The 23026-nt window shown below is 72.6% G+C and carries 17 protein-coding genes; 9 read left to right on the plus strand and 8 right to left on the minus strand.

Features of this window, described 5'->3' with window-relative positions:
* The first annotated feature begins 71 nt into the window (after positions 1-71).
* The 3 genes from ACZ303_RS07865 to ACZ303_RS07875 all read left to right on the plus strand — a co-directional run bounded on the left by ACZ303_RS07865 (position 72) and on the right by ACZ303_RS07875 (position 4525).
* On the plus strand, positions 72-1805 hold the full coding sequence (locus tag ACZ303_RS07865; protein WP_467336206.1) for a dolichyl-phosphate-mannose--protein mannosyltransferase: 1734 nt from the start codon (positions 72-74) through the stop codon (positions 1803-1805).
* A gap of 143 nt (positions 1806-1948) precedes the next feature.
* Positions 1949-3559: a penicillin-binding transpeptidase domain-containing protein gene (locus tag ACZ303_RS07870; protein WP_467336208.1), complete on the plus strand. Its 1611-nt coding sequence runs from the start codon at positions 1949-1951 to the stop codon at positions 3557-3559.
* 114 nt (positions 3560-3673) lie between these two features.
* A complete protein-coding gene (locus ACZ303_RS07875) occupies positions 3674-4525 on the plus strand; it encodes an EamA family transporter (RefSeq protein WP_467336210.1) in 852 nt (283 codons plus the stop codon).
* 15 nt (positions 4526-4540) lie between these two features.
* On the opposite strand, the gene ACZ303_RS07880 is transcribed toward ACZ303_RS07875, so the two are convergent.
* The 5 genes from ACZ303_RS07880 to ACZ303_RS07900 all read right to left on the minus strand — a co-directional run bounded on the left by ACZ303_RS07880 (position 4541) and on the right by ACZ303_RS07900 (position 9283).
* Positions 4541-5341, minus strand: coding sequence for an SDR family NAD(P)-dependent oxidoreductase (locus tag ACZ303_RS07880; RefSeq protein ID WP_467336212.1), 801 nt, complete (start codon positions 5339-5341; stop codon positions 4541-4543).
* A 10-nt stretch (positions 5342-5351) separates the two neighbouring features.
* Complete coding sequence (locus ACZ303_RS07885) at positions 5352-6524, minus strand: serine hydrolase domain-containing protein (protein ID WP_467336214.1); 1173 nt, start codon at positions 6522-6524, stop codon at positions 5352-5354.
* Positions 6525-6715: 191 nt separating this feature from the next.
* Entirely contained in the window at positions 6716-7468 is a 753-nt protein-coding gene (locus tag ACZ303_RS07890; protein ID WP_467336216.1) for an energy-coupling factor ABC transporter ATP-binding protein, read from the minus strand.
* Positions 7465-8229 carry a cobalt ECF transporter T component CbiQ gene (gene cbiQ / locus ACZ303_RS07895; protein ID WP_467336218.1) on the minus strand — a complete coding sequence of 255 codons (765 nt, stop codon included), beginning with the start codon at positions 8227-8229 and terminating at the stop codon, positions 7465-7467. Before cbiQ ends, ACZ303_RS07890 begins: the two co-directional genes overlap by 4 nt.
* A gap of 1 nt (position 8230) precedes the next feature.
* Entirely contained in the window at positions 8231-9283 is a 1053-nt protein-coding gene (locus ACZ303_RS07900; RefSeq protein WP_467336220.1) for an energy-coupling factor ABC transporter permease, read from the minus strand.
* A gap of 213 nt (positions 9284-9496) precedes the next feature.
* Between ACZ303_RS07900 and ACZ303_RS07905 the strand changes: the two genes are divergently transcribed.
* Positions 9497-11542 (plus strand): MDR family MFS transporter, encoded by a 2046-nt coding sequence (locus ACZ303_RS07905; protein WP_467336222.1) that lies wholly within the window; start codon positions 9497-9499, stop codon positions 11540-11542.
* A gap of 198 nt (positions 11543-11740) precedes the next feature.
* Here the strand turns inward: ACZ303_RS07905 and ACZ303_RS07910 are convergent, their stop codons facing one another.
* Together ACZ303_RS07910 and ACZ303_RS07915 are read right to left on the minus strand one after the other, a co-directional pair.
* Positions 11741-12508: an XRE family transcriptional regulator gene (locus tag ACZ303_RS07910; RefSeq protein ID WP_467336224.1), complete on the minus strand. Its 768-nt coding sequence runs from the start codon at positions 12506-12508 to the stop codon at positions 11741-11743.
* A gap of 353 nt (positions 12509-12861) precedes the next feature.
* Positions 12862-13608, minus strand: coding sequence for a MerR family transcriptional regulator (locus tag ACZ303_RS07915; RefSeq protein ID WP_467336226.1), 747 nt, complete (start codon positions 13606-13608; stop codon positions 12862-12864).
* A gap of 138 nt (positions 13609-13746) precedes the next feature.
* Here ACZ303_RS07915 and ACZ303_RS07920 point away from each other — a divergent pair, with 138 nt between their 5' ends.
* From ACZ303_RS07920 to ACZ303_RS07930, 3 genes are all read left to right on the plus strand, one after another.
* A complete protein-coding gene (locus tag ACZ303_RS07920; protein WP_467336228.1) occupies positions 13747-15255 on the plus strand; it encodes a flavin-containing monooxygenase in 1509 nt (502 codons plus the stop codon).
* Positions 15252-16142, plus strand: coding sequence for an SDR family oxidoreductase (locus ACZ303_RS07925; protein ID WP_467336230.1), 891 nt, complete (start codon positions 15252-15254; stop codon positions 16140-16142). The genes ACZ303_RS07920 and ACZ303_RS07925 overlap by 4 nt, the downstream gene beginning before the upstream one ends.
* A 93-nt stretch (positions 16143-16235) precedes the next feature.
* Positions 16236-16424: a hypothetical protein gene (locus ACZ303_RS07930; protein WP_467336232.1), complete on the plus strand. Its 189-nt coding sequence runs from the start codon at positions 16236-16238 to the stop codon at positions 16422-16424.
* 65 nt (positions 16425-16489) lie between these two features.
* Here the strand turns inward: ACZ303_RS07930 and ACZ303_RS07935 are convergent, their stop codons facing one another.
* On the minus strand, positions 16490-19783 hold the full coding sequence (locus tag ACZ303_RS07935) for a S41 family peptidase (RefSeq protein WP_467336234.1): 3294 nt from the start codon (positions 19781-19783) through the stop codon (positions 16490-16492).
* Positions 19784-19955: 172 nt separating this feature from the next.
* Between ACZ303_RS07935 and ACZ303_RS07940 the strand changes: the two genes are divergently transcribed.
* On the plus strand, positions 19956-20555 hold the full coding sequence (locus ACZ303_RS07940) for a TetR/AcrR family transcriptional regulator (protein WP_467336236.1): 600 nt from the start codon (positions 19956-19958) through the stop codon (positions 20553-20555).
* Positions 20556-20651: 96 nt separating this feature from the next.
* A complete protein-coding gene (locus tag ACZ303_RS07945) occupies positions 20652-22883 on the plus strand; it encodes an MMPL family transporter (protein ID WP_467336238.1) in 2232 nt (743 codons plus the stop codon).
* Positions 22884-23026 lie beyond the last annotated feature (143 nt).

The following is a 23026-nucleotide window of genomic DNA, read 5'->3' on the forward strand; positions in this document are numbered from 1 at the left end:
CGCGCGGGCTCCCGCGGGGACCCGCGCGGCGCCCCGGGGATTCGCACAGGCTGGTTCCCTACGATGGCGCGGTGACCAGTGACACCGCGACCCGAGCCCGGCAGGGCCAGATGGCAGACGAGCCGCAGCCTCCGTGGCAGCGCAGACTCCGCCGGTTCGGCTATGTGGGAGGGCGGCCGGCCGATGTGCGGGAGCGGTTGGTGCCGCCGTTCGCCGCGTCCGGGACGAGGTGGGGGGCGGTGTTGCCGGCGCGCTGGGCGGGCTGGGCGGGGCCGCTGCTGGTGGCGCTGTTCGCGGGGCTGATCCGCTTCTGGCACCTGGGCAGCCCCAAGGCGGTGATATTCGACGAGACGTATTACGCCAAGGACGCCTGGGCGCTGTGGCGGTTCGGCTACGAGGCGAAGTGGCCCGACGACATCAACGACGAGGTCCTGCGCGGTTACACCCAGGTCCCGGACGCCCCCGGGTATGTGGTGCACCCGCCGGTCGGCAAGTGGGTCATCGCCGTCGGGGAATGGCTGTTCGGGCTGAACCCTTTCGGCTGGCGTTTCATGGTGGCCGTCCTCGGCACCCTGACGGTGCTGATGCTGTGTCGCATCGGCCGCCGGCTGTTCCGCTCCACCTTCCTCGGCTGTCTCGCCGGCGCGCTGCTGGCCGTGGACGGCCTGCACTTCGTGATGAGCCGCACCTCGCTGCTCGACTCGGTGCTGATGTTCTTCGTGCTGGCGGCGTTCGGCTGTGTGCTGGTCGACCGGGACAAGACCCGGGCCCGGCTGGCGGCCGCCCTGCCGGAGGATGACGACGGGCTCGTACGGCCCGACGCCTCGGTCGGGGCCGGGCTCGGGCTCGGGTGGCGGCCGTGGCGGCTGGCGGCGGGGGTCTTCCTCGGTCTGGCCTGCGCGACCAAGTGGAACGGCGTGGTGTATCTGGCGGCGTTCGGGCTGCTGGTCGTCGTCTGGGACATGGGCGCGCGCCGTGTCGCCGGTGCCCGCCGCCCGGCGCTCGCCGCGCTGCGCCGCGACGTGCCGTGGGCGTTCCTGTCGACGGTGCCGGTGGCGCTGGGGGTCTATCTGGCGTCGTGGACCGGCTGGTTCGCCAACAGTGGCACGTACAGCGAGAAGAACGGCTGGCAGCACAGCGGCTACTACCGGCACTGGGCCGAGACCGAGGGCGGCCACAGCCCGGACGGCTTCCTGGCCGGTGTCCTCAATCCGCTGCGCAGTCTGTGGAAGTACGAGACCGAGGTGTGGGACTTCAACACCACGCTCTCCTCGCCGCACACCTATCAGTCCAACCCGTGGAGCTGGCTGGTCCAGTCCCGCCCGGTCTCCTACTTCTACGAGTCGCCGGCGCCCGGCACGGACGGCTGCCCGAAGGACACGGCCGACAAGTGCGCCCGCGAGGTGCTCGCGCTGGGCACGCCGCTGCTGTGGTGGGCGGCGTGCTTCGCGCTGCTGTACCTGCTCTACCGGTGGGCGTTCCGGCGCGACTGGCGGGCGGGCGCGGTGCTGTGCGCGGTCGCGGCGGGCTATCTGCCGTGGTTCATGTGGCAGGAGAGGACGATCTTCGTCTTCTACGCGGTGGTGTTCGTGCCGTTCCTGTGTCTGGCGGTGGCCATGATGGTCGGGGCGATCCTGGGGCCGCCGGGGTCCTCGGAGCGGCGCCGGGTGGTGGGCGCGATCGGGGCGGGCACGCTGGTGCTGCTGATCGCCTGGAACTTCGTCTACTTCTTCCCCATCTACACCGGGCATCCGATCCCGATAGAGGCGTGGCGCGACCGGATGTGGCTCGACTCCTGGATCTGACACTCACTCAGATCAGGGTCTCCCCCGAACGATCGATTCCGGCCATCCCCCTCCCTCGCGCCACTCGCGTCCCGTACAGTGCCGAACCGGAGGTTTTAATCGGGTGATTAAGACCTGGGTGGGGGCCTGGAGGGGGCTGGCTTATGCACAAGGGTGCGAAGATCGCGATCGGCGTCGTCGCCGCGGCGATGGTGGGGACGGCCGGACTGGGCGCGTACAACCTCGTCGACGCGGTCACGGACACCGCGGCCGCGCAGGGCGGGGCCGGGCCCGTGACCGGGCCGCCGACGGACAGCGAGGTCGCCAGTACCTCCCGTGACTTCCTTGAGGCGTGGGAGACGGGCGACACGGACAAGGCCGCCGCGCTGACCGACAACAGGGAGGCGGCGACCGCCGCGCTCACCGGCTACCGCCAGTCGGCGCACGTGGAGAAGGTGACGTTCAAGCCGGGCCCACCGGTCGGCGCCAAGGTGCCGTTCACCGTCACCGCCGAGATCGCCTACGGCAAGCAGCGCTCCACCTGGACGTACGACTCGTCCCTCAGCGTCGTGCGCGGCACCATCAGCGGCGACGTCAAGGTGGACTGGCAGCCCGCCGTCGTCCACCCGCAGCTCGCGCGCGGCGAGACGCTGAGAACCGACGCCGGCGCGCCGCCGGAGGTGACCGCCGTCGACCGGAACGACACCGTGCTGGACGGCAAGGACCACCCCTCGCTGGTGGCCGTCCTGCCGGAACTGCGCCGGCGGTACGGGCAGAAGGCGGGCGGCGAACCGAGCCTGGAGGTACGGGCCGTGGGCCCGAACGGCACCGGCACCCCCAAGACCCTGCACGTGGTCTCCAAGGGCAGGCCCGGCCGGTTGAAGACCACGCTGGACGCGGGCGTGCAGCGCGCCGCCGAGGCGGCGGTGGCCGGGCGGGCCGACGCCTCCGTCGTCGCGCTGAAGACCGGCACCGGCGAGATCCTGGCGGTGGCCAACTCCAAGAAGAGCGAGTTCAACACCGCGCTGCTGGGCCAGACCGCGCCCGGCTCCACCATGAAGATCGTGACGGCGGCGATGCTCCTGGAGCAGGGCAAGGCGTCCCCGGACAAGCCGCTGCCGTGCCCGAAGTACGCCACCTACGGCATGAAGTTCCACAACGTGGAGGACAGCGAGAACCCCTCCGCCACCTTCGCGCAGGACTTCGCGGCCTCCTGCAACACCGCCTTCATCTCCCTCGCCGGCAAGGTGGGCGACGACGCGCTCGCCGCCGAGGCCAGGGACGTCTTCGGCCTCGGCCTGGAGTGGAAGACCGGTGTCGCGTCCTTCGACGGCAGCGTGCCGGCCGACGCGGGCGCCGGGAAGGCCGCCGCGATGATCGGGCAGGGGCGGGTGCAGATGTCCCCGCTGAACATGGCCTCCGTCGCCGCGACCGTGCGCGACGGCTCCTTCCACCAGCCCTACATCGTCGCCCCGTCCGTCGACGACCGCGAGCTGGCGCGGGCGCCGCGCGCGCTGCCCGACGCGGTCGCGCGGCAGTTGCGCTCGATGATGCGGCTCACCGCGACCTCGGGCACGGGCGCGAAGGCCATGTCCGGGCTCGGCTCCGACATCGGCGCGAAGACCGGCTCGGCCGAGGTCGACAACCAGGCCGCGCCCAACGGGTGGTTCACCGGCTACCGCGGTGACGTGGCCGCCGCGGCCGTCGTCCCGCAGGGCGGTCACGGCGGCGATTCGGCCGGCCCGATCGTGGCGGCGGTGCTGCGCGCGGGGTGACGGGGGTGGCGGGGGTGACCGGCACTACAGCGGCGGCGCCGTTCCGGCGCTAGCGTCGGGGACCATGAGCTCTCCGGTACGCACACGGGCCCGCCGGCGGCGCGAGCGCGCCGTATGACACCGCTGGTCGCCACGGCGGTCCTCATCGCCGCTGTCACCCATGCCAGTTGGAACGCCATCGCGCACGGCATCAAGGACCAACTGCTCGCCTTCACCCTCGTCGGGGGCGGTGGCGCGGTCTGCGGACTCGCGCTGCTGCCGTTCGTGCCGTCGCCCGCGGCCGGCGCCTGGCCGTATCTGCTGGCCTCGGCGGTGCTGCACGTCGTCTACCAGCTGCTGCTCATGCGGTCGTTCACGCTCGGCGACTTCGGCCAGATGTATCCGATCGCCCGCGGCAGCGCGCCGCTGGCCGTCACCGTCCTCGCGGCCGTCTTCGCCGGTGAGGTCCCGGACTCCTGGCAGCTCGCGGGGGTCGCGGTGGCGTCGGCGGGGCTGGTCGGCGTCGCGCTGTGGGGCATCCGCGGCTCGGGTGCCCGGCCGCACTGGCCGGCCATCACGGCCGCGCTGGCGACGGGGCTGGCCATCGCCTCGTACACGGTCGTCGACGGTCTGGGCGTCCGCGCCTCGGACTCCCCCTTGGGCTATATCGCCTGGCTGATGATCCTCGAAGGTCTCGCGATCCCCGCCTGCGCGCTGGCCCTGCGGCGCGGCCTGCTGCTCGCCGAGCTGCGCCCGCACGCGGTGCGCGGCCTGCTCGGCGGGGTGCTGTCCGTCTTCGCGTACGGCCTGGTGCTGTGGGCGCAGACCCGGGCGGCCCTCGCCCCGATCGCGGCCCTGAGGGAGTCGTCGATCATCGTGGGCGCGGCGATCGGCGCGGTGGTGCTCAAGGAGCGGTTCGGCGGGCCGAGGATCGCGGCGGCGGGGCTGATGGTGGTGGGGATCGGGCTGATGCTGCACGCGGGATGAGGCCGGAAGGGGGGCTCAGCCCTCCCGGGCCTCCCGCATCGCCTGCGACCAGCCCTCGTTGCGGCTCAGGATCCCGCCGTCCACCGGCAGCGTCACGCCCGTGATCCACGACGCGTCCGGTGACGCCAGGAAGGCCACCGCCGCCGCGATGTCCTCCGGGCGGCCCACGCGGCCCAGGGGATACAGCCGGGCGGCCCGTTCCAACATCGCCTCCCGGCCCTCCCAGTTGGGGGTGTCGACGGTGCCGGGGGCGACGAGGTTGACGCGCACGCCGCGGGCGGCGCAGTGGCCGGCCAGGGTGCGGGTGAGGCTCGCGAGGCCGGCCTTGGCGGCGCTGTAGGCGTGGTTGCCGAAGTCCTGTTCGGCGTTGACCGAGCCGATGTTGACGACGGCGCCGCGGCCGCCGGCGGCGGCCAGGTGCGGCATGGCGGCCCGTACGCAGCGGAAGGCGCCGGTCAGGGTGATGTCGAGGTCCCGGAACCAGGTGTCGTCCGGCTGGTCCTCGACGAGGGGGGCGTCGGGGTGGCAGGAGAGGGCGTTGTTGACCAGGACGTCGAGGCGGCCGAAGCGGTCGACGGCGGTCGCCACGGCCCTCTCGACGGCCGTCCGGTCGCCGACGTCGCAGGCGAGCGACTCGGCGGCCAGGCCCGCCTCCCGCAGGGCCGCCGCCGCCTTCTCCGCCCGTGGGCCGTCCAGGTCGGTGACGAGCACCCGCGCGCCCTCCGACGCGAAGCGGCGGGCCGTGGCCTCGCCGATGCCCTGCCCGGCGCCCGTGATCAGTACCGCGTAGCCGTCGAAGCGTGCCGCTGCCGTCATGTGGCGAGCACTACCCGGCGGTGGCTCCGGCAACCGCCCGGACCAGGGCCTGGGCGCGCGGGTCGGCAGTGACGTTCTTCTGCATGCCGTTGGTGACGTAGCCGAAGGCGATGCCCGACTCGGGGTCGGCGAAGGCGAGGGAGCCGCCGCGCCCGGGGTGGCCGAAGGAGCCGGGGGCCAGCAGGGGCGACGCGGGGCCGTGGAGCATGTAGCCGAGGCCGAAGCGGGTGCCGACGACCAGGACGCGGTCCGGGCCGGCGGACTCCTCCGTACGGGCCAGGGTGAGGGTCGCGGGCGCGAAGAGCCGGCGGCCGCCCTCGACGTCGCCGATCAGCGCGGCGTAGAAGCGGGCCAGGGCGTCGGCCGTGGCGATGCCGGCGGAGGCGGGGAGCTCGGCGGCGCGGTAGGCGGGGTCGTTCTCGTCGGCGAGGGGCTCGATCGCGGCGAAGGCGCGGCGGGTGAGGGAGTCCGGGTCGCGGTAGGCGTCCGAGACGGACTTCTTGGCACGTACCCGCAGGCCCGGCGTGGCCGGCTCGGCGGGCGGCTCGATGTCGGCGATGCGGCCGACGCGGTCGCGCTCGGCGTCCGGCAGCCCGATCCACAGGTCGGCGGCGAGCGGCCCGGCTATCTCCTCGGCGACCCAGGCGCCGACGGTCCGGCCGGTGATGCGCAGGATCAGCTCGCCGAGCAGCCAGCTGTAGGTCTGGGCGTGGTAGCCGTGGGCGGTGCCCGGCTCCCAGGCGGGGGCCTGGGCGGCGACGGCGCGCGGGCCGCTGACGCCGTCGATGGCCTCGGCGGGGCTCAGGGGCGTGTCCAGTACGGGCAGCCCGGCGCGGTGGGAGAGCAGGTGGCGTACGAGGACGCGCTCCTTGCCGGCGGCCTTGAACTCGGGCCAGTAGGTGCCGACGGGCGCGTCGAGGTCGACCTGCCCGCGCTGGTGCAGCAGGAGCAGGACGGCCGCCGCGACGCCCTTGGTGGCCGAGCGGACGACCTGGGCGGTGCCCCGGGTCCAGGGGGCGTCGCCGTCGGCGTTTTTGGTGCCGGCCCACAGGTCGACGATCTTGTGGCCCCGGCGGTAGACGGTGACGGCGGCGCCGCGCTCCCCGCGCCGGGTGAAGTTCTCCGCGAAGGCGTCCCGGACCGGTTCGAAACCGTCCGCCACCGTGCCCTGGACGTCCACCACTGTTCTCCTGCTCCCACTGTGCGAATGCTGTGCCGATGCTGTGCCGAATGCGTCGATCGCGATAAATCCCCCACCATGGTGCAACGCGATCGTCAATGCGCGTAGACCGGGGCACCCGGAACCCCTCGCCTACCCCGTGGGACGGTCACCGAACGCGTCGCATGTCACGTGCGTGGGCCAGGTGGACCACGTCACCGCGGCACCGTCACCGAACGCGGGTCGAAGCCGAACGGCAGCTCCAGCCGGTGCGCCCGCATCAGCTCCTCGTCGCAGAGCAGCTCCTGCGTCGGCCCGTCCGCGGCGATCACCCCGTCGCTGAGGACCACGGCCCGGCCGCACAGCTCCAGCGCGTACGGCAGGTCGTGCGTGACCATCAGGACGGTGACGTCCAGCGAGCGCAGGATGTCGGCGAGCTCGCGGCGGGAGGCGGGGTCGAGGTTGGAGGAGGGCTCGTCCAGGACGAGGATCTCGGGCTCCATGGCGAGGACGGTCGCCACGGCCACGCGCCGCCGCTGCCCGAAGGAGAGGTGGTGCGGGGGCCGGTCGGCGAACGTCTCCATGCCGACCAGGGCGAGGGCCTTGCGTACGCGCGCCTCCAGCTCGGGCCCGCGCAGCCCGGCGGCGGCCGGTCCGAAGGCGACGTCCTCGCGGACGGTGGGCATGAACAGCTGGTCGTCGGGGTCCTGGAAGACGATGCCGACGCGGCGGCGGATCTCGGCGAGGTGGCGCTTGCCGACCGGCAGTCCGCCGACCCTGACGGTGCCGACGCCGCCGCCGAGGATGCCGTTGAGGTGCAGGACGAGGGTGGTCTTGCCGGCGCCGTTGGGCCCGAGCAGGGCGACGCGCTCGCCGCGCGCGACGGTCAGGTCGACGCCGAAGAGGGCCTGGTGGCCGTCGGGGTAGGCGAAGGCGAGGCCGGAGACCTCCAGGGAAGGGGTGGTCATGTCAGTGTCCATCCGGTCAGGCGGACCGCGAGCGCGGCCAGCGGCAGCGCGGCGGCGTGCGCCCATTGCGTACGCGTCGCGGTCACCTCGTCGATCACGGGCATGGCCCCCGTGTAGCCCCGGCTGACCATCGCCAGGTGCACGCGCTCCCCACGCTCGTACGAGCGGATGAACAGCGCCCCCGCGGTCTTGGCCAGCACCCCCCAGTGGCGTACGCCGCGCGCGGTGAAGCCGCGGGATTCGCGGGCGACGCGCATGCGCCGCATCTCGTCCGTGACGACGTCCCCGTAGCGGATCATGAAGGAGGCGATCTGGACCAGCAGCGACGGCATCCGCAGCCGCTGGAGCCCGAGCAGCAGGGAGCGCAGCTCGGTGGTGGACGCCAGCAGGACGGACGCGGCGACGCCGAGGGTGCCCTTGGCGAGGATGTTCCAGGCGCCCCAGAGGCCGGATTCGCTGAGGGAGAGGCCGAGGACGTCCACCCGGTCCCCCTGCGCGACGAAGGGCATCAGCAGGGCGAAGGCCACGAAGGGGATCTCGATCAGCAGCCGCTTGAGCAGGAAGGCGGCGGGGATCCGGGCGGCGGCCGCGACGGCGGCGAGCAGCAGCGCGTACGCCGCGAAGGCCCAGAGCGCCTCGCGCGGGGTGGAGACGACGACGAGCACGAAGCCGAGGACGGCGGCGAGCTTGCAGTGCGGTGGCAGCCGGTGCACGGGCGAGCGGCCGGGCCGGTAGAGCTGGTGGGTGTGGCCCGCGCCCATGTCAGACGGTCTCGGTGGCGGGCGCCTCGGCGGGCGTACCGGCCCGGGCGCGGCGGTGGCGTACGGCGAGGAGGACGCCGCTGCCGACGACGAGGGTGGCGCCGACGCCGATCACACCGGCCAGGCCACCGGAGATCCGGGCGTCGGAGACGTCCTTGACCTGGTAGTCGGCGAGCGGGGAGTCCTCGGCGGCGTGCTCCTCGGTCTTGCTGTCGAGGCCCTTGTCGTGGGCGGCCTTCTCCAGGCCGTCGGGGCTGGTGGAGGCGTAGTAGCTGACGCCGCCGGCGCAGACGAGGGCGGCGGCGAGGCCGGCGATCCACACGGGCCGCGTGGAGCGTGCGGGCGCGGCGGCCGGCCGCGGGGCGGTGCGTACGGTGCCGTCCGGGGTCCGCAGCTCCAGGGGGCGCACGAGGTCGCGGGCGCCGTGGACGAGGTCGGGGCGGACGGCGACGACCGCGCCGACCGTCAGCGCGGTGATCACCGCCTCGCCGACGCCGATGAGGACGTGCACGCCGACCATCGCCGTGAAGACCTTGCCGAGGGGGACGTCGGTGGTGCCGCCCAGGGCGTAGATCAGGGTGAAGGCGCAGGCCGCGGCCGGTACGGACACGAGCGCCGCCACGAAGGAGGCGATGGTGACCCCGGACCGCCGGCGCGGCAGGAGCTTCACGAGCGCGCGGAAGATCCCGTAGGCGGCGAGGGTCGTGACGACGGCCATGTCGCTGATGTTGACGCCGAGCGCGGTGAGGCCGCCGTCGGCGAAGAGGACGCTCTGCATGAGCAGGACGACGGATATGCAGAGCACGCCGGTGTACGGGCCGACGAGGATCGCCGCCAGGGCGCCGCCGAGGAGGTGGCCGCTGGTGCCGGCGGCGACGGGGAAGTTCAGCATCTGGACGGCGAAGACGAAGGCGGCGACGAGCCCGGCGAGGGGCGCGGCCTTGTCGTCGAGTTCCTTGCGGGCGCCGCGCAGGCCGACCGCGACGGCGGCCGCGGCGAGGGCCCCGGTGGCCACGGACACCGGGGCGTCGATGAATCCGTCGGGTACGTGCATGGGCGGGGCTCCGCTCTGCCGGTCGGGCTGTGGTCGCAGGTGCAGGGGTTGGTGGCTGATGATAGGCGCGCTTTGCGAAAACCTCGCAAGAGCGTGTGCGCCGCTCTTGCACGCCCCTCGCTCACCCGCGCGCCGCCAGCGGTGGCGGGGATCGACGTCTGCCCGAATGCTGAGCTTCGGAGGACTTCGGGACACTTCGGGAGGTTGGCCATCATGACCACGGCTGCCGCGCCCACCCCGGAGGCCCCCGGGGCCCCGCCGGCCCCGCCCGCGCTCAGCCGCCGCCGGACGAACCTCGTCTTCGTCACGATCGTCCTCGGCATGCTGCTGGCGGCCCTCGACCAGACCATCGTCTCCACCGCCCTGCCGACGATCGTCGCGGACCTGGGCGGCGGCGGGCACATGGCGTGGGTGGTGACCGCGTACCTCCTCGCCGAGACGGTCTCGACCGTCCTGGTCGGCAGGTTCGGCGACCTCTTCGGCCGGAAGGTCGTCTTCCAGCTGAGCGCGGTGGTCTTCGTCGGCGGCTCGGTCTTCGCGGGCGCCGCGAACTCCATGCTGATGCTGATCGCCGCCCGCGCCCTCCAGGGCGTCGGCGGCGGCGGTCTGATGGTCACGGCCATGGCGCTGATCGCGGACGTCATCCCGCTGCGCGAGCGCGGCAAGTACCAGGGCGCCCTGGGCGCGGTCTTCGGTGTGACCACGGTCGTCGGCCCGACGCTCGGCGGCATCTTCACCGACCAGGCGACGTGGCGCTGGTGCTTCTACGTCAACGTGCCGGTCGCGATCGTCATGGTGGTCATGGCGGCCCGTACGATCCCGGTCGTCCGCTCCACGGTGCGGCCCGTCATCGACTACGCGGGCATCGCGCTGGTGGCCCTCGGCGCGTCCGGGCTGGTCCTGGGGCTGGAGTGGGGCGGCAACGAGTACGCGTGGGGCTCGGCGGTGATCGTCGGCCTGTTCGCGGGGTCGCTCGTCCTGCTGACGGCGTTCGTCCTGGTGGAGCTGCGGGCGAAGGAACCCATGCTCCCCATGCACCTCTTCCGCAACCCCGTCTTCGTCATCTGCTCGGTCCTCAGCTTCATCGTGGGCTTCGCGATGCTGGGGGCGCTCACCTATCTGCCGACGTACCTCCAGTACGTGGACGGGGTGTCGGCGACCATGTCGGGCGTACGGGCGCTCCCGATGGTCGCCGGGCTGCTGGGCGCGTCCATGCTCTCCGGCATCACCGTCAGCCGCACCGGCCGCTACCGCGTCTTCCCCGTCTCCGGGATGGCGGTGATGGCGCTCGGCCTGTTCCTGATGTCGACGATGGGCGCGTCGACGGGGCCGTGGCTGGAGTCGCTGTACATGTTCGTCCTCGGCGCCGGCATCGGCCTGGCCATGCAGGTGCTGACGATCGCCGTGCAGAACACGGTCCCGTACCACGAACTGGGCACGGCCACCTCGGGCGTGACCTTCTTCCGCACGCTCGGCAGCGCGTTCGGCACGGCCATCTTCGGCACGCTCTACACCAAGCAGCTCCGGCCGAACCTGGAGGAGGCGCTCCTGCGGTCCCCGGGCGTCCCGCCGTCCGCGGTGCTGAGCCCGGCTGACCTGGCGCGGCTGCCGCCGCAACAGGCACGGCCGGTCGTCGACGCCTACGCGGAAACGATCAACTACGTCTTCCTGTGGGTCGTACCGGTCGCGCTCCTCGGCTTCCTGGTGGCCTGGTTCCTCAAGGAGGTGCCACTGCGCGACAGCGCGCGGGCCGGCGCCTCCGACATGGGCGAGGGCTTCGCGGCCCCCGACTCGGCGGAGGCGGAACGCCAGTTGGAACGCGCGGTGGCGGGCGTCATGCGCCGCGCCCGCAGCCCGGTCAGCCGCCAGATCCTCGCGGAGTCGGGCAGCCCGCTGGGCCCCGCGGAGGCGTGGACCCTCGGCCAGATCCACTGGCGCCTGCGCGTCCGCGGCGAGGCCACGCTGACGTCGGTGGCCACCGCCCACCGCATGCCGCCGGAGGTCCTGGCCCCGGCCTTCACCCGCGCGGCGGAAGCGGGCCTGGCGCGGGTCGAGGGCGACCGCCTGACCCTGACCCCGGCCGGCGAGGCGGAGATCGACCGCCTGAACCGCACATGGCGCGACTGGCTGGCCACCCGCCTGGACGACTGGGACATCACCGACCCCGAGGACCGCGCCCTCCTGGACCGCGCCCTGGACACGATGGCGGCCCGCCTCCTGGAGGAAGCGGAGGAGGAACAGGAACGGATCGCGGTGTGACGGGGTCGCGGGGTGCCGCTCCCCCGGCGGTTTCCAGCAACGGAAACCCGAACCCCTTGTCCCGGCCCCCGGAGAGCCGACAGCATCTGATCCGGCGGCGTATCCGCCTACCGCGACAAGTCGTTGGCGCTCGCCGTACCGTTCAGGGAAGGGTGGGCGACGCACGGAGAGTGAAGCGCGCTGAACGCCCCGACGGACCTACGGGCTCACCGAAGCCGGTACGGGCACGCCTCGGGACCACAGTTCCTCGCTGTGTTCCGCGAAGCGGGAGAACATTCCGCTCTCTCCGTGGCGGCGCAGGTGCAGCAGCGGCGAGTCGTGGCCGACCAGCCGGGCGAGGTGTGGCGTGACCAGGGCGCGGTCGTCGAAGCGGAAGACGGACAAGGAGACGTGGTTGATCGCGTCCGCCGACGCGGAGGAGCGGGTCTCCAGCTGTTCCGCCGGTCCGAGCCTTTCCAGATGTTCCAAGGTGATCCTGATGCGGGTGGAGACCTTCAACGCGACGTCCTCGATCTGCTCGCGCTGCCGGGTGACTTCTCCGGCCGGGTCCCCGAGCAGGAAACGGACCCGGCAGCCCTGCCGCATCTTGCGGCGCAGCGTGCCGACGAAGTCGGGCTGGTCGAGCCAGAGGAAGTAGTTCGTGTAACCGGCGAAGAACAGCTCTTCGGCGGCGTCGTCGATCAGCTCTCCCCAAACCGCCGACGGGCACGCGGACCGATAGGGGTAGCTATGGACGATCTCCCTGTCCGTCCCGGCCTTGATGCGCTCCTTGACGGCTTTCGGCCACAGCATCTCTTCGTCAACTCCCAGCGCCGCACAGGCATCGTGGCGGTTCCTCGGGTGCGGGGTCAGCTCCGGATCGCTGATCCAGCGCTCAACGGTCTTGCCCGACACCCCGAGGCGTAAAGCCAACTGTCGCGGCGAGAGACCGGCGTCGGCCATAGCCGATCGCAGAGCAGTGTTCAAGGGCTCTCCCTCGGACGTTTGGGACGTTTACAAGCTACCGCCGAGGCGTCCCAACTGTCTCCGGAATGGCGGCGATACGTCCTCGATGGGAGACGAGGGCGCTGCCATGGAAACGAGCGACGCGGGAAGGGCCGTGAACATGCCTGCTGAAGGTGGAGGGGAGCCCGTGAAATGCCGGGGGTGCGGCGGCATCGTCCTGTGGCTGGACGGCCTCAGTCCCTGCGGCCGCTGCGGCAAGTCCGTACGGATCCTCCTGGCCGGGTCGCCGGACCCCGGCCGGGCGGCAGAAGGTCGGCGGAAGCCGCCCGCCGGATGACAGCCGCCGCCCCGCACCAAGCCGCCCCCGGCCTTCGTCAGCCGGACCGACCCGCCCCCGGCTCCTCCCGAGCCGGCTCCGTACGGACCCGGCGGTCCATCGCCATCGTGAACTCCGCCTCCACCACCGCCTTCGCCAGCGGCCGCAGCTCGTCGAGGGTTTCCGTCACGGAGTGCGCGCGGAGCAGGGTCGTGAAGGTCTCCGCCATCGCGTCCGCGTGGGCGCGGACCTCGCGGCCCGCGGCCAGGACCGCCGCCAGGGGGATGCCGTGGCGGACCAGCGCCGAAGAGGCGTCGAGCAGGCGGCGGCTGACGTGGACGATCTTGTCGCCGTCGACGCCGAGATAGCCGATGTCCAGGGTGGCGGTGAGGTTCTCGGGGGTGACCTCGCCCTCGAAGCGGTCGGCCAACTCCTCCGGGCTGAGTCGTACCGCGGTCTCCTCCGACCACGGGACCGTGATCGTCGCGCCGGCCAGGCCGAGGAGCTCGCCCACGTCGCGGCCGGACTCGAAGGCCGTGAGCAGCTCGGCGATGCCGCCGAGCGTGTGGCCGCGGTCCAGGAGGGCGGCGATCGTGCGCAGCCGGGCCAGGTGGTGCGGGCCGTACCAGGCGATGCGGCCCTCGCGGCGCGGCGGCGGGAGCAGTTTGCGCTCGCGGTAGAAGCGCAGCGTGCGCACCGGGATCCCGGCCGCCTCGGCCAGTTCCGTCACGCGGTATTCGCGCGGCTCGCCCCGTACGCCGGACGGCTCCGGCCGTTCGCCCACGGCGTCCTCGTCACTCGCCATTCCCGCACCCTATTCCCTTCCGTACGCGCGGTAACTTCCTTGCCGCGGCCCCCTATCGCTCCACGAGCGACTGCCCTACGCTCCGAACCATGCCAGTAATCGCTGGCATGGTTGGACGCTACACCGGGAGGCGGAGGCATGGCCGAGCACAAACGCGTGGCGGTGATCGGGTCCGGATTCGGCGGGCTGGGCGCGGCCGTACGGCTGCGCCGGGAGGGCGTCACCGACTTCCTGGTCCTGGAGCGCGCCGGCTCCGTCGGCGGCACCTGGCGGGACAACACCTATCCCGGCTGCGCCTGCGACGTCCCCTCCCACCTCTACTCCTTCTCCTTCGCCCCCAACCCCGAGTGGCCGCGCAACTTCTCCGGTCAGCCGCACATCCGCGCCTATCTGGAGCGCGTCGCCGACACCTTCGGCCTCCGCCCCCACCTGCGCTTCGACTCCGAGGTCCGCAGCCTGCGCTGGGACGCCGACCGGCTCCTCTGGGAGCTCGACACCGCCTCCGGGCCGCTCACCGCCGACGTGGTCGTCTCCGCGACCGGGCCACTGTCCGAGCCCAGGATCCCGGACGTCCCGGGCCTGGCCGGCTTCCCCGGCAAGGTCTTCCACTCCGCCCGCTGGGACCACGACTACGACCTGCGCGGCAAGCGCGTCGCGATGATCGGCACCGGCGCCTCGGCCATCCAGATCATCCCCTCCATCCAGCCGGACGTACGCCACCTCACGCTCTTCCAGCGCACGGCCCCCTGGGTCCTGCCCCGCGCCGACCGCCGGATCACCGCGGCCGAGCAGTGGCTGCACACCAAGGCCCCCGTCACCCGCGCGCTGCGCCGACAGCTGCTGTGGGCCGTCCGGGAGCTCCAGGTGAGCGCCTTCACCAAGCACCCCAAGCGGTTGGGGCTGCTGGAGAGCCTGGCCAAGTCCCATATGCGCAAGGCCGTCAAGGACCCGGCACTGCTCGCCGGGCTCACCCCCGACTACCGCATCGGCTGCAAGCGCATCCTGCTGTCCAACGACTACTACCCCGCGCTCGCCGAGCCCAATGTGGACGTCGTGACGTCCGGGCTCGCCGAGGTCCGCGGCTCCACGCTCGTCGCCGCCGACGGTACGGAGACGGAGGCCGACGCGATCGTCTTCGGCACCGGGTTCCGGGTCACGGACATGCCGATCGCCGAGCGGGTGACCGGCGCCGACGGCACGACGCTGGCGGAGGAGTGGAAGGACGGCATGGCGGCCCTGCGCGGCACCAGCGCCGCCGGGTTCCCCAACTTCCTCACGATCATCGGGCCCAACACCGGCCTGGGCAACAGCTCGATGATCCTCATCATCGAGGCCCAGCTGAACTACCTGGCCGACTTCATACGGCAGTTGGACACCCTCGGCGGCAAGGCCGCGCTCGACGCCCGCCCCTCCGCCGTGGGCGCCTGGAACCGCGGCGTCCAGACCCGGATGCGGCGCACGGTGTGGAACACCGGCGGCTGCGACAGCTGGTACCTGGACGGGGAGGGCCGCAACACCGTGGTCTGGCCCGGCACCACCGCGGAGTTCCGCAAGGTCACCCGGCGGGTGGACCTCACCGAGTACCGGGTGCTGCGGCTGCCGCGGACCACCCGCCGCCCCGCCGCGACCGCGGAGGCCGCCCGATGAGCCGTACGGGCCTGGAGGGCCAGGTCGCGGTGGTCACCGGGGCCGCGCGCGGCGTCGGCGAGCTGCTCGCCCGGAAGCTGTCGGCACGCGGCGCGCGCGTCGCGCTGGTCGGCCTGGAGCCGGACGAGCTGCGGCGGGTGGCGGACTCGCTGCACGAGGACGCGGCGTACTGGCACGCCGACGTCACCGACCACGAGGCGATGGCCCGCACCGCCCGCGAGGTCAAGGCCCGCTTCGGCAAGGTGGACATCGTCGTCGCCAACGCGGGCGTGGCCACGGGCGGCCCGTTCGCCGACTCCGACCCCGACGCCTGGCGGCGGGTCGTGGAGGTCAACCTCATCGGCAGCGCCGTCACCGGCCGAGCCTTCCTGCCCGTACTGACCGAGAGCCGCGGCTATCTGCTCCAGATCGCCTCGCTCGCCGCGATCACCCCGGCGCCGCTGATGAGCGCCTACTGCGCGTCGAAGTCGGGCGTCGAGGCGTACGCGCACTGCCTGCGCGCGGAGGTGGGCCACAAGGGCGTACGGGTCGGCGTCGCCTATCTGAGCTGGACCGACACCGACATGGTGCGCGGCGCCGACGAGAACGACGTGATCCGCGAGCTGCGGCAGCGGCTGCCGTGGCCGGCGAACCGCACCTACCCCCTCGGGCCGACCACGGACCGCCTGGTCGCGGGCATCGAGCGGCGCTCGGCGCATGTGTACGGGCAGGGGTGGCTGCGCGGCCTCCAGGCCGTACGCGGACTGCTGCCCGAGCTCCTCGCCCTGGGCGGGCGGCGGGAGATGCGCCACTTCGAGCCGAGGCTGGCGGGCGTACCGGCGGTGGGTCTGGTGGGCGCGGGCGGCGCGGCGGACGAGAAGGCACGGGCGGCCGGTAGCGCAGGGTAGTCGTACGATATGCGCGCCGTGAGGGCGCGTGCCACGCTGATTCGGGGCCGCTCGACTGCCCCGCACCCACCCCCCACGAGGAGTGAGAACAGCATGGGTATCAAGGACGAGATGCAGGAGAAGGCTCAGAAGGCCAAGGAGAAGATGCAGGGCAAGCAGGACGAGGCGAAGCAGCGCGGCCAGAGCGAGCAGGAGCGCCTGCGCCAGCGCGCGGACGAGACCCGGCAGCAGGGCCAGCGCAGCTTCGACGACATCCAGGACGACATGGACGACCGTCGGTAAGAGGCACCAGCCGGTAAGGGGCGCACCCCACGGGGGTGCGCCCCTTACGCATGCCCTCTCGGCGATCACCGCGGCGGCAGCTTCGGCCGCCGCCGGTCCGGCACCCGTGAGTAGTCCGGCGGCTCCGCCGCCCCGTGCCGCTCCAGCAGGTCGAGCGCCAGCCGCACCGCGTCGTCGAGCTGCTTGTGCCGCCCCTCCGCCCAGTCCAGCGGGGTGCGGTCGACCTCGATGTCGGGCTCCACGCCGTGGTTCTCCACGTCCCAGCCGTAGGCGTCGAACCAGGCGGCGTTCATCGGCACGGTGATCGCCGTGCCGTCCCCGAGCCGGTGCCGCCCGGTCATCCCGACGACGCCGCCCCAGGTGCGCAGGCCCACCACCGGGCCGATGCCCTGGAGTTTGAAGGCCGCGGTGATCATGTCGCCGTCGGAGGACGTCATCTCGTCGGCGATGGCCACGACCGGCCCGCGCGGGGCGTTGCTCGCGTACGACACCGCCTGCGCGTCGCGCGTCAGGTCCCAGCCGATGATCGTGCGGGTCAGCTTCTCCACGACGAGCTCGCTGATGTTGCCGCCGGCGTTGCCGCGTACGTCCACGATGAGCGCCGGCCGTGACATCTCCATCCGCAGGTCGCGGTTGAACTGCGCCCAGCCGGAGCCGCCCATGTCGGGGATGTGCAGATAGCCGCACTTGCCGCCGCTGACCTCCCGTACGACCGCGCGGCGCTTGGCCACCCAGTCCTGGTAGCGCAGCGGCCGCTCGTCGACCAGCGGCACGACGGCGACCCGGCGCGGCGGTCCCTCGCCGTCCGGTGGTCCGAAGGTCAGCTCCACGGTCGTGCCGCCCGCCGCGGCCAGCAGCGGGTACGGGCCGGTGACCGGGTCGACCGGCCGGCCGTCGACGTGGCTGAGCACCGCGCCCTCGCGGATGCCCGAACCGGCCAGCGGGGAGCGGGCCTTGGAGTCGGAGGAGTCGCCGGGCAGGATGCGGCGCACGGTCCAGGCGCCGTTCTTGTCGCGGATCAGGTTGGCGCCGAGGAGCCCGATGGCCCGCTGGTAATGCGGCGGGCCCTCGTTGCGGCGCGCGGGTCCGACGTAGGCGTGCGAGGTGCCCAGCTCGCCGAGGACCTCCCGCAGCAGGTCGGCGAAGTCGTCGGGGGTGGCGACGCGTTCGACGAGCGGCCGGTACTGCGCGAGCACCGCGTCCCAGTCGATGCCGCACATCCCCGGCTCCCAGAAGTACGCGCGGACGATCCGGCCGGCCTCCTCGTACGCCTGGCGCCACTCGGCGGCCGGGTCGACCTCGTGCAGGATGCGCCGCATGTCGATGAAGACGGTCGAGTCGGAGTCGCCGACGTCGGTGGCGGGCACGGCGCGCAGCTCGCCCTCGTCGTTGACGACCAGGCGGGTGCCGTCACCGCTGACCGAGAACCAGTCGAGGGAGCTGGTGAGTTCGGTGCGCTTGGCCTTGGCCAGGTCGAAGTGTTCGAGCGTGGGGCGGCCGGAGGTGTCGGTGGGGTTGGCGAAGGTCTCGCCGAGGGCGCCGGAGATGGGCCAGCGCAGCCACACCAGGCCGCCGCCGCTGACGGGGTGGAGCTCCGAGTACTTCGAGGCGGCCACCGGGAAGGGCGTCACCCGGCTCTCCACGCCCTCCACCTCGATCAGCGTCGTCCCTTCGTCGCCGCCGGTCTCGTCGGCGTCCAGCCCGCCGGACGGCGGCCGGCCCTCGGCCGACAGCGCGAAGGGCGAGGGCGTGGCCGAGGACAGGGGGACGAGATAGGGGCGGCAGCCCAGCGGGAAGGACAGGTCGCCGGTGTGCACGTCGTAGACGGGGTCGAAGCCGCGCCAGGACAGGAAGGCGAGGTAGCGGCCGTCGCGGGTGAAGACGGGCTGTTCGTCCTCGAAGCGGCCGTTGGTGACGTCCACGATCAGCCGGTCGGCGAGCCGGGCGATCTTGATCTGGCGCAGGGAGCGCCCGATGCCCGGGTGCGACCAGGTCAGCCAGGCGGAGTCGGGCGAGAAGGCGAGGTCGCGCACGGGCCCGTTGGCGGACCGGATCAGCTCGCCGACCTCGCCCTCGTGCTCGCTGTCGGGCGAGGTGTCGACCAGCAGCAGCCGGCCGTCGTGCGCGGCGACGGCCAGCCGTTCGCCGTCCGGCGCGGAGACGAGCTCGTGCACCCGGCCGATCAGGCCGGCCGCCAGGCGGCGCGGCTCGGCGGGTCCGGTGGCGCGCGGCAGTTGCGCGATCTCGATCGCGTCCTCGCCCTCGGCGTCCGTGACGTAGGCGACCTGTCCGGTCGAGCCGAGCATCTCCGGCTGCCGGACCCGTACGCCCGGGGTGTCGGCGATCGCGCGGGCCGGGCCGTCGCGGTGGGTGAGCCAGTAGAGGCTGCCGCGGACCTGGACGGCGCTGGCCCGGCCGGTGGCGTCGACCGCGAGCGCGTCGACGTGGGAGGCGGCCTGCACCTGGTACGTGCGCCGGCCCGCGCGCGGCCCGGCCAGCCGCACGTCGAGCCTGCGCGGGGTGCCCTGCGGGCCGAGGTCGTCGACCAGCCACAGATCGCCCGCGCACTGGTAGACGACGCGGGTGCCGTCGGTGGAGGCATGGCGGGCGTAGAAGTCGGCGTGGTCGGTGTGGCGGCGCAGGTCGGAGCTGTCCGGCAGGCAGGAGTAGAGGTTGCCGACGCCCTCGTGGTCGGAGAGGAAGGCGATGCGGTCGCCGACGAACATCGGCGCGTCCAGGTGCCCGCCGATGTCGGGGACCAGCCGGGTGCCGTGCAGCCAGAGCCGGCCGGTCGCGCCGCCGCGGTAGCGCTTCCAGGAGGCGGGCTCGTGCGGGGGCTTGCCGGTGAGCAGCAGCGTCTTGTGGTCCTCGGCCCGGATCGAGAAGTCGGAGGCCGGGCCCCAGGGCAGCCGGCCGCCGGGGCTGCCGTCGGTGGGCAGGCGGTAGGCCCAGGAGAAGTAGGAGAAGGGCTGGCCGTGCGAGGAGACGGCGAGGATGTCGCAGGCGCCGTGCTCGTCGGGCGGCGCCCAGCCGCAGACGCGGGCGTCGGAGCTGCCCCAGTAGGTGAGCCGGCGGGCCGGGCCGCCGTCGACGGGGGCGAGGTGGATCTCGGGGTCGAGACTGCGCCAGGTGGTGAACGCGATGTGCCGCCCGTCGGGCGAGAAGCGGGGGTGTCCGACCCGGGTGCGGTCGACGGTCAGCCGCCAGGCCCGCCCGGCACCGCCGCCCGGCACGCCGGGGGATGCCAGCGGGGCCACCCAGAGGTCGTCCTCGGCGGTGAAGCAGAGGAGATCACCGTGCAGGTGCGGAAATCGGAGATACGCGCCGGGCGCGCCGGGTTCCTCTCTCACCCCACCCATGGTTTCGGGCCCGGAAGGTCGCGGCAACTCGGTCGGCGGTGCGCGGCCGTCGCGCCGTGACGGAGAACACCACCGGAACGGTCCGTTCCCGTATCGGGCCCGTCGTACGCTCGTGGTGTACGAAACCGTTTCGTTCAGTGGAGTGGATCGGAAGGTCGGAAGGGAGCGCGCGATGCCCACGGAACCACCCACCCCGGCGGCCCGCCGTACCCGGCTGACGCCCGACCGCGAGGCCGAGATCTACGCGGCCGTCCTCGACATCCTGCGCGAGGTCGGCTACGACGCCCTCACCATGGACGCCGTCGCGGCCCGTACGCACTCCAGCAAGGCCACCCTCTACCGCCAGTGGAAGGGCAAACCGGAGCTGGTCGTGAGCGCCCTGCGCCACAAGAAGCCGATCGAGCTGGCGGACATCGACACCGGCACGGTGCGCGGTGACCTCCACGCGATGGTGTGCGAGGCCGACGATGCCCAGATGGAGCAGGACGCCGCCCTCATGCGGGGCCTGGGACACGCGATCCACACCAACCCCGATCTCCACCGCGCGCTGCGCGAGCTGCTGATCGAGCCGGAGATCTCCGGTCTCGAAGCGCTGCTGCGGCGGGCGGTCGGCCGGGGCGAGATCGCCGCGGACAACCCCGCGCTCGGCTACGTCGCGCACATGATGCTCGGCGCCTTCATCACCCGACCCCTGATCGAGGACATGACCGCGGACTCCGCGTACGTGTCCCGCTACATCGACGCCGTGATCCTCCCCGCTCTCGGCCTCTGATCCCCCCACACCCCCCACCTGACGCGCCGCTCTCGTCGTCGGGCCGGTTTTCCACGCCCAGTTCGTCCATTTGATCCGACGGGAGCACAACGCCTCGTGGCCACGTTCCTCTACAAACTCGGCCGGCTCGCCTTCAGGCGCCGCTGGTACTTCGCCCTGATATGGGTGACGCTGCTGGTACTCGCCGGGGTCGGCGCCGCCACCGCGTCGAAGTCGACCAACAACGACTTCTCCATCCCCGGCACCGAGGCGCAGCAGGCGTTCGACCTGCTGGAGAAGCGCTTCCCGGGCAACAACGAACAGAACGCCTCCGCCCGCGTCGTCTTCAAGGCCCCGGAGGGCCAGAAGCTGACGGACGCGAAGAACAAGGCGGCCGTCGAGAAGGTCCTCGACGAGCTCAAGGGCGGCCCGCAGGTGGCGTCGGTCGTCGACCCGTTCGCCGGGCACGCCGTCAACAAGCCGGAGACCACCGGCTACGCCTCCGCCGCGTACAAGGTCAAGTCCACCGACCTGACCGAGGACTCGCGCGAGAACCTCAAGGACGCCGCTCAGCACGGCCGTGACGCCGGGCTGACCGTCGAGGTCGGCGGCAGCGTCCTCCAGCAGATGCCCGAGGGCGGCTCGGAGGCCATCGGCATCGCGGTGTCGGCGGTCGTCCTGCTGATCACCTTCGGCTCGCTGGTCGCCGCCGGACTGCCGCTGCTCACCGCCATCATCGGTGTGGGCATCGGCGTCTCCTCGATCGCCGCCCTGGCGCCGGTCCTGGACCTGTCCAGCAACACCTCGACGCTGGCCATGATGATCGGCCTCGCCGTCGGCATCGACTACGCGCTGTTCATCGTCTCCCGCTTCCGCGCCGAGCTCGCCGAGGGCCGGGAGCGCGAGGAGGCCGCGGGCCGGGCCGTCGGCACGGCGGGCTCCGCGGTGGTCTTCGCCGGTCTGACCGTGGTCATCGCGCTGGCCGGGCTGGCGGTCGTCAACATCCCGATGCTGACGAAGATGGGCATGGCCGCCGCCGGTACGGTCGCCATCGCCGTCCTCATCGCGCTGTCCTTCATCCCCGCCCTGCTGGGCTTCGCGGGCAAGCAGGTGCTGGCCCGCAAGGTCCGCAAGGCCGGCCCGGACGCGGCCGCCGAGGACAAGCCCAACATGGGCACCCGCTGGGCGCGCTTCGTGCTCCGCAAGCCGGTGATGGTTCTCGTGGCCGGTGTGGTCGGGCTGGGCGTGATCGCCGTGCCCGCCGCCTCGCTGGAGCTGGGCCTGCCCGACGACGGCGCCGCGTCCAAGAGCACCACGCAGCGCAAGGCGTACGACCTGCTGTCCGAGGGCTTCGGCCCGGGCTTCAACGGACCGCTGATGGTGATCACCGATGTGGCCGGCACCAAGGACCCCAAGGGCGCGGCGAACAAGGTCCACGACACCCTGACGGGCCTGGACAACGTCGCCACGGTCACGCCGGCGGCGTTCAACAAGGCCGGTGACACGGCCATCCTCAACGTCGTGCCGAAGTCCAAGCCGACCAGCACGGAGACCGAGGACCTGGTCCACGCGATCCGCGGCAAGGGCGCGTCCCTGAAGTCGGACACCGGCGCCACGGTGCTCGTCACCGGCTCGACGGCGATGAACATCGACGTCTCGCAGAAGCTCAACGACGCCCTGGTGCCCTACCTGGCGCTCGTCGTCGGCCTGGCCTTCCTGCTGCTGATGGTCGTCTTCCGGTCCGTGCTCGTCCCGCTGAAGGCCGCGCTCGGCTTCCTGCTGTCCGTGGTCGCCGCGCTCGGCGCGGTCGTCGCGGTCTTCCAGTGGGGCTGGCTCGGCGGGCTCTTCGGCGTCGAGGAGACCGGCCCGATCATGAGCATGATGCCGATCTTCATGGTGGGTGTCGTCTTCGGTCTGGCGATGGACTACGAGGTCTTCCTCGTCACCCGCATGCGGGAGGCGTTCGTCCACGGCGAGCGCCCCGGCCAGGCGGTCGTGACCGGCTTCAAGCACGGCGCGCGGGTCGTGACGGCCGCCGCCATCATCATGATGAGCGTCTTCGCGGGCTTCATCGGCTCCTCGGAATCGATGATCAAGATGATCGGCTTCGGCCTGGCCATCGCGGTCTTCTTCGACGCGTTCGTCGTCCGCATGGCGATCGTCCCGGCGGTCCTGGCCCTGCTCGGCAAGGCCGCCTGGTGGCTGCCGGGCTGGCTCGGCAAGGTGCTGCCGAACGTCGACGTCGAGGGCGAGCAGCTGCACAAGCAGCTGGCGCACGGGGCGCCGGCGGCAGCCGTCGACAAGTCCGACGACAAGTCCGCCGACGACCGGGAGCCGAGCCGCGTCTGAGCCGTTCCCCGATCACCGGGCCCGGTGTGGTCCCCCTGTCACCGCAGGGGGCCGCGCCGGGCCTTTCTTTTGTGGTGTACGCCATGCGAGGGAACCGTTGGTCCCCAAACGGGCGTTTTCTCTAGTCCACACCTGTTGTGGGC

The sequence above is a fragment of the Streptomyces sp. NPDC023527 genome (assembly GCF_055560115.1).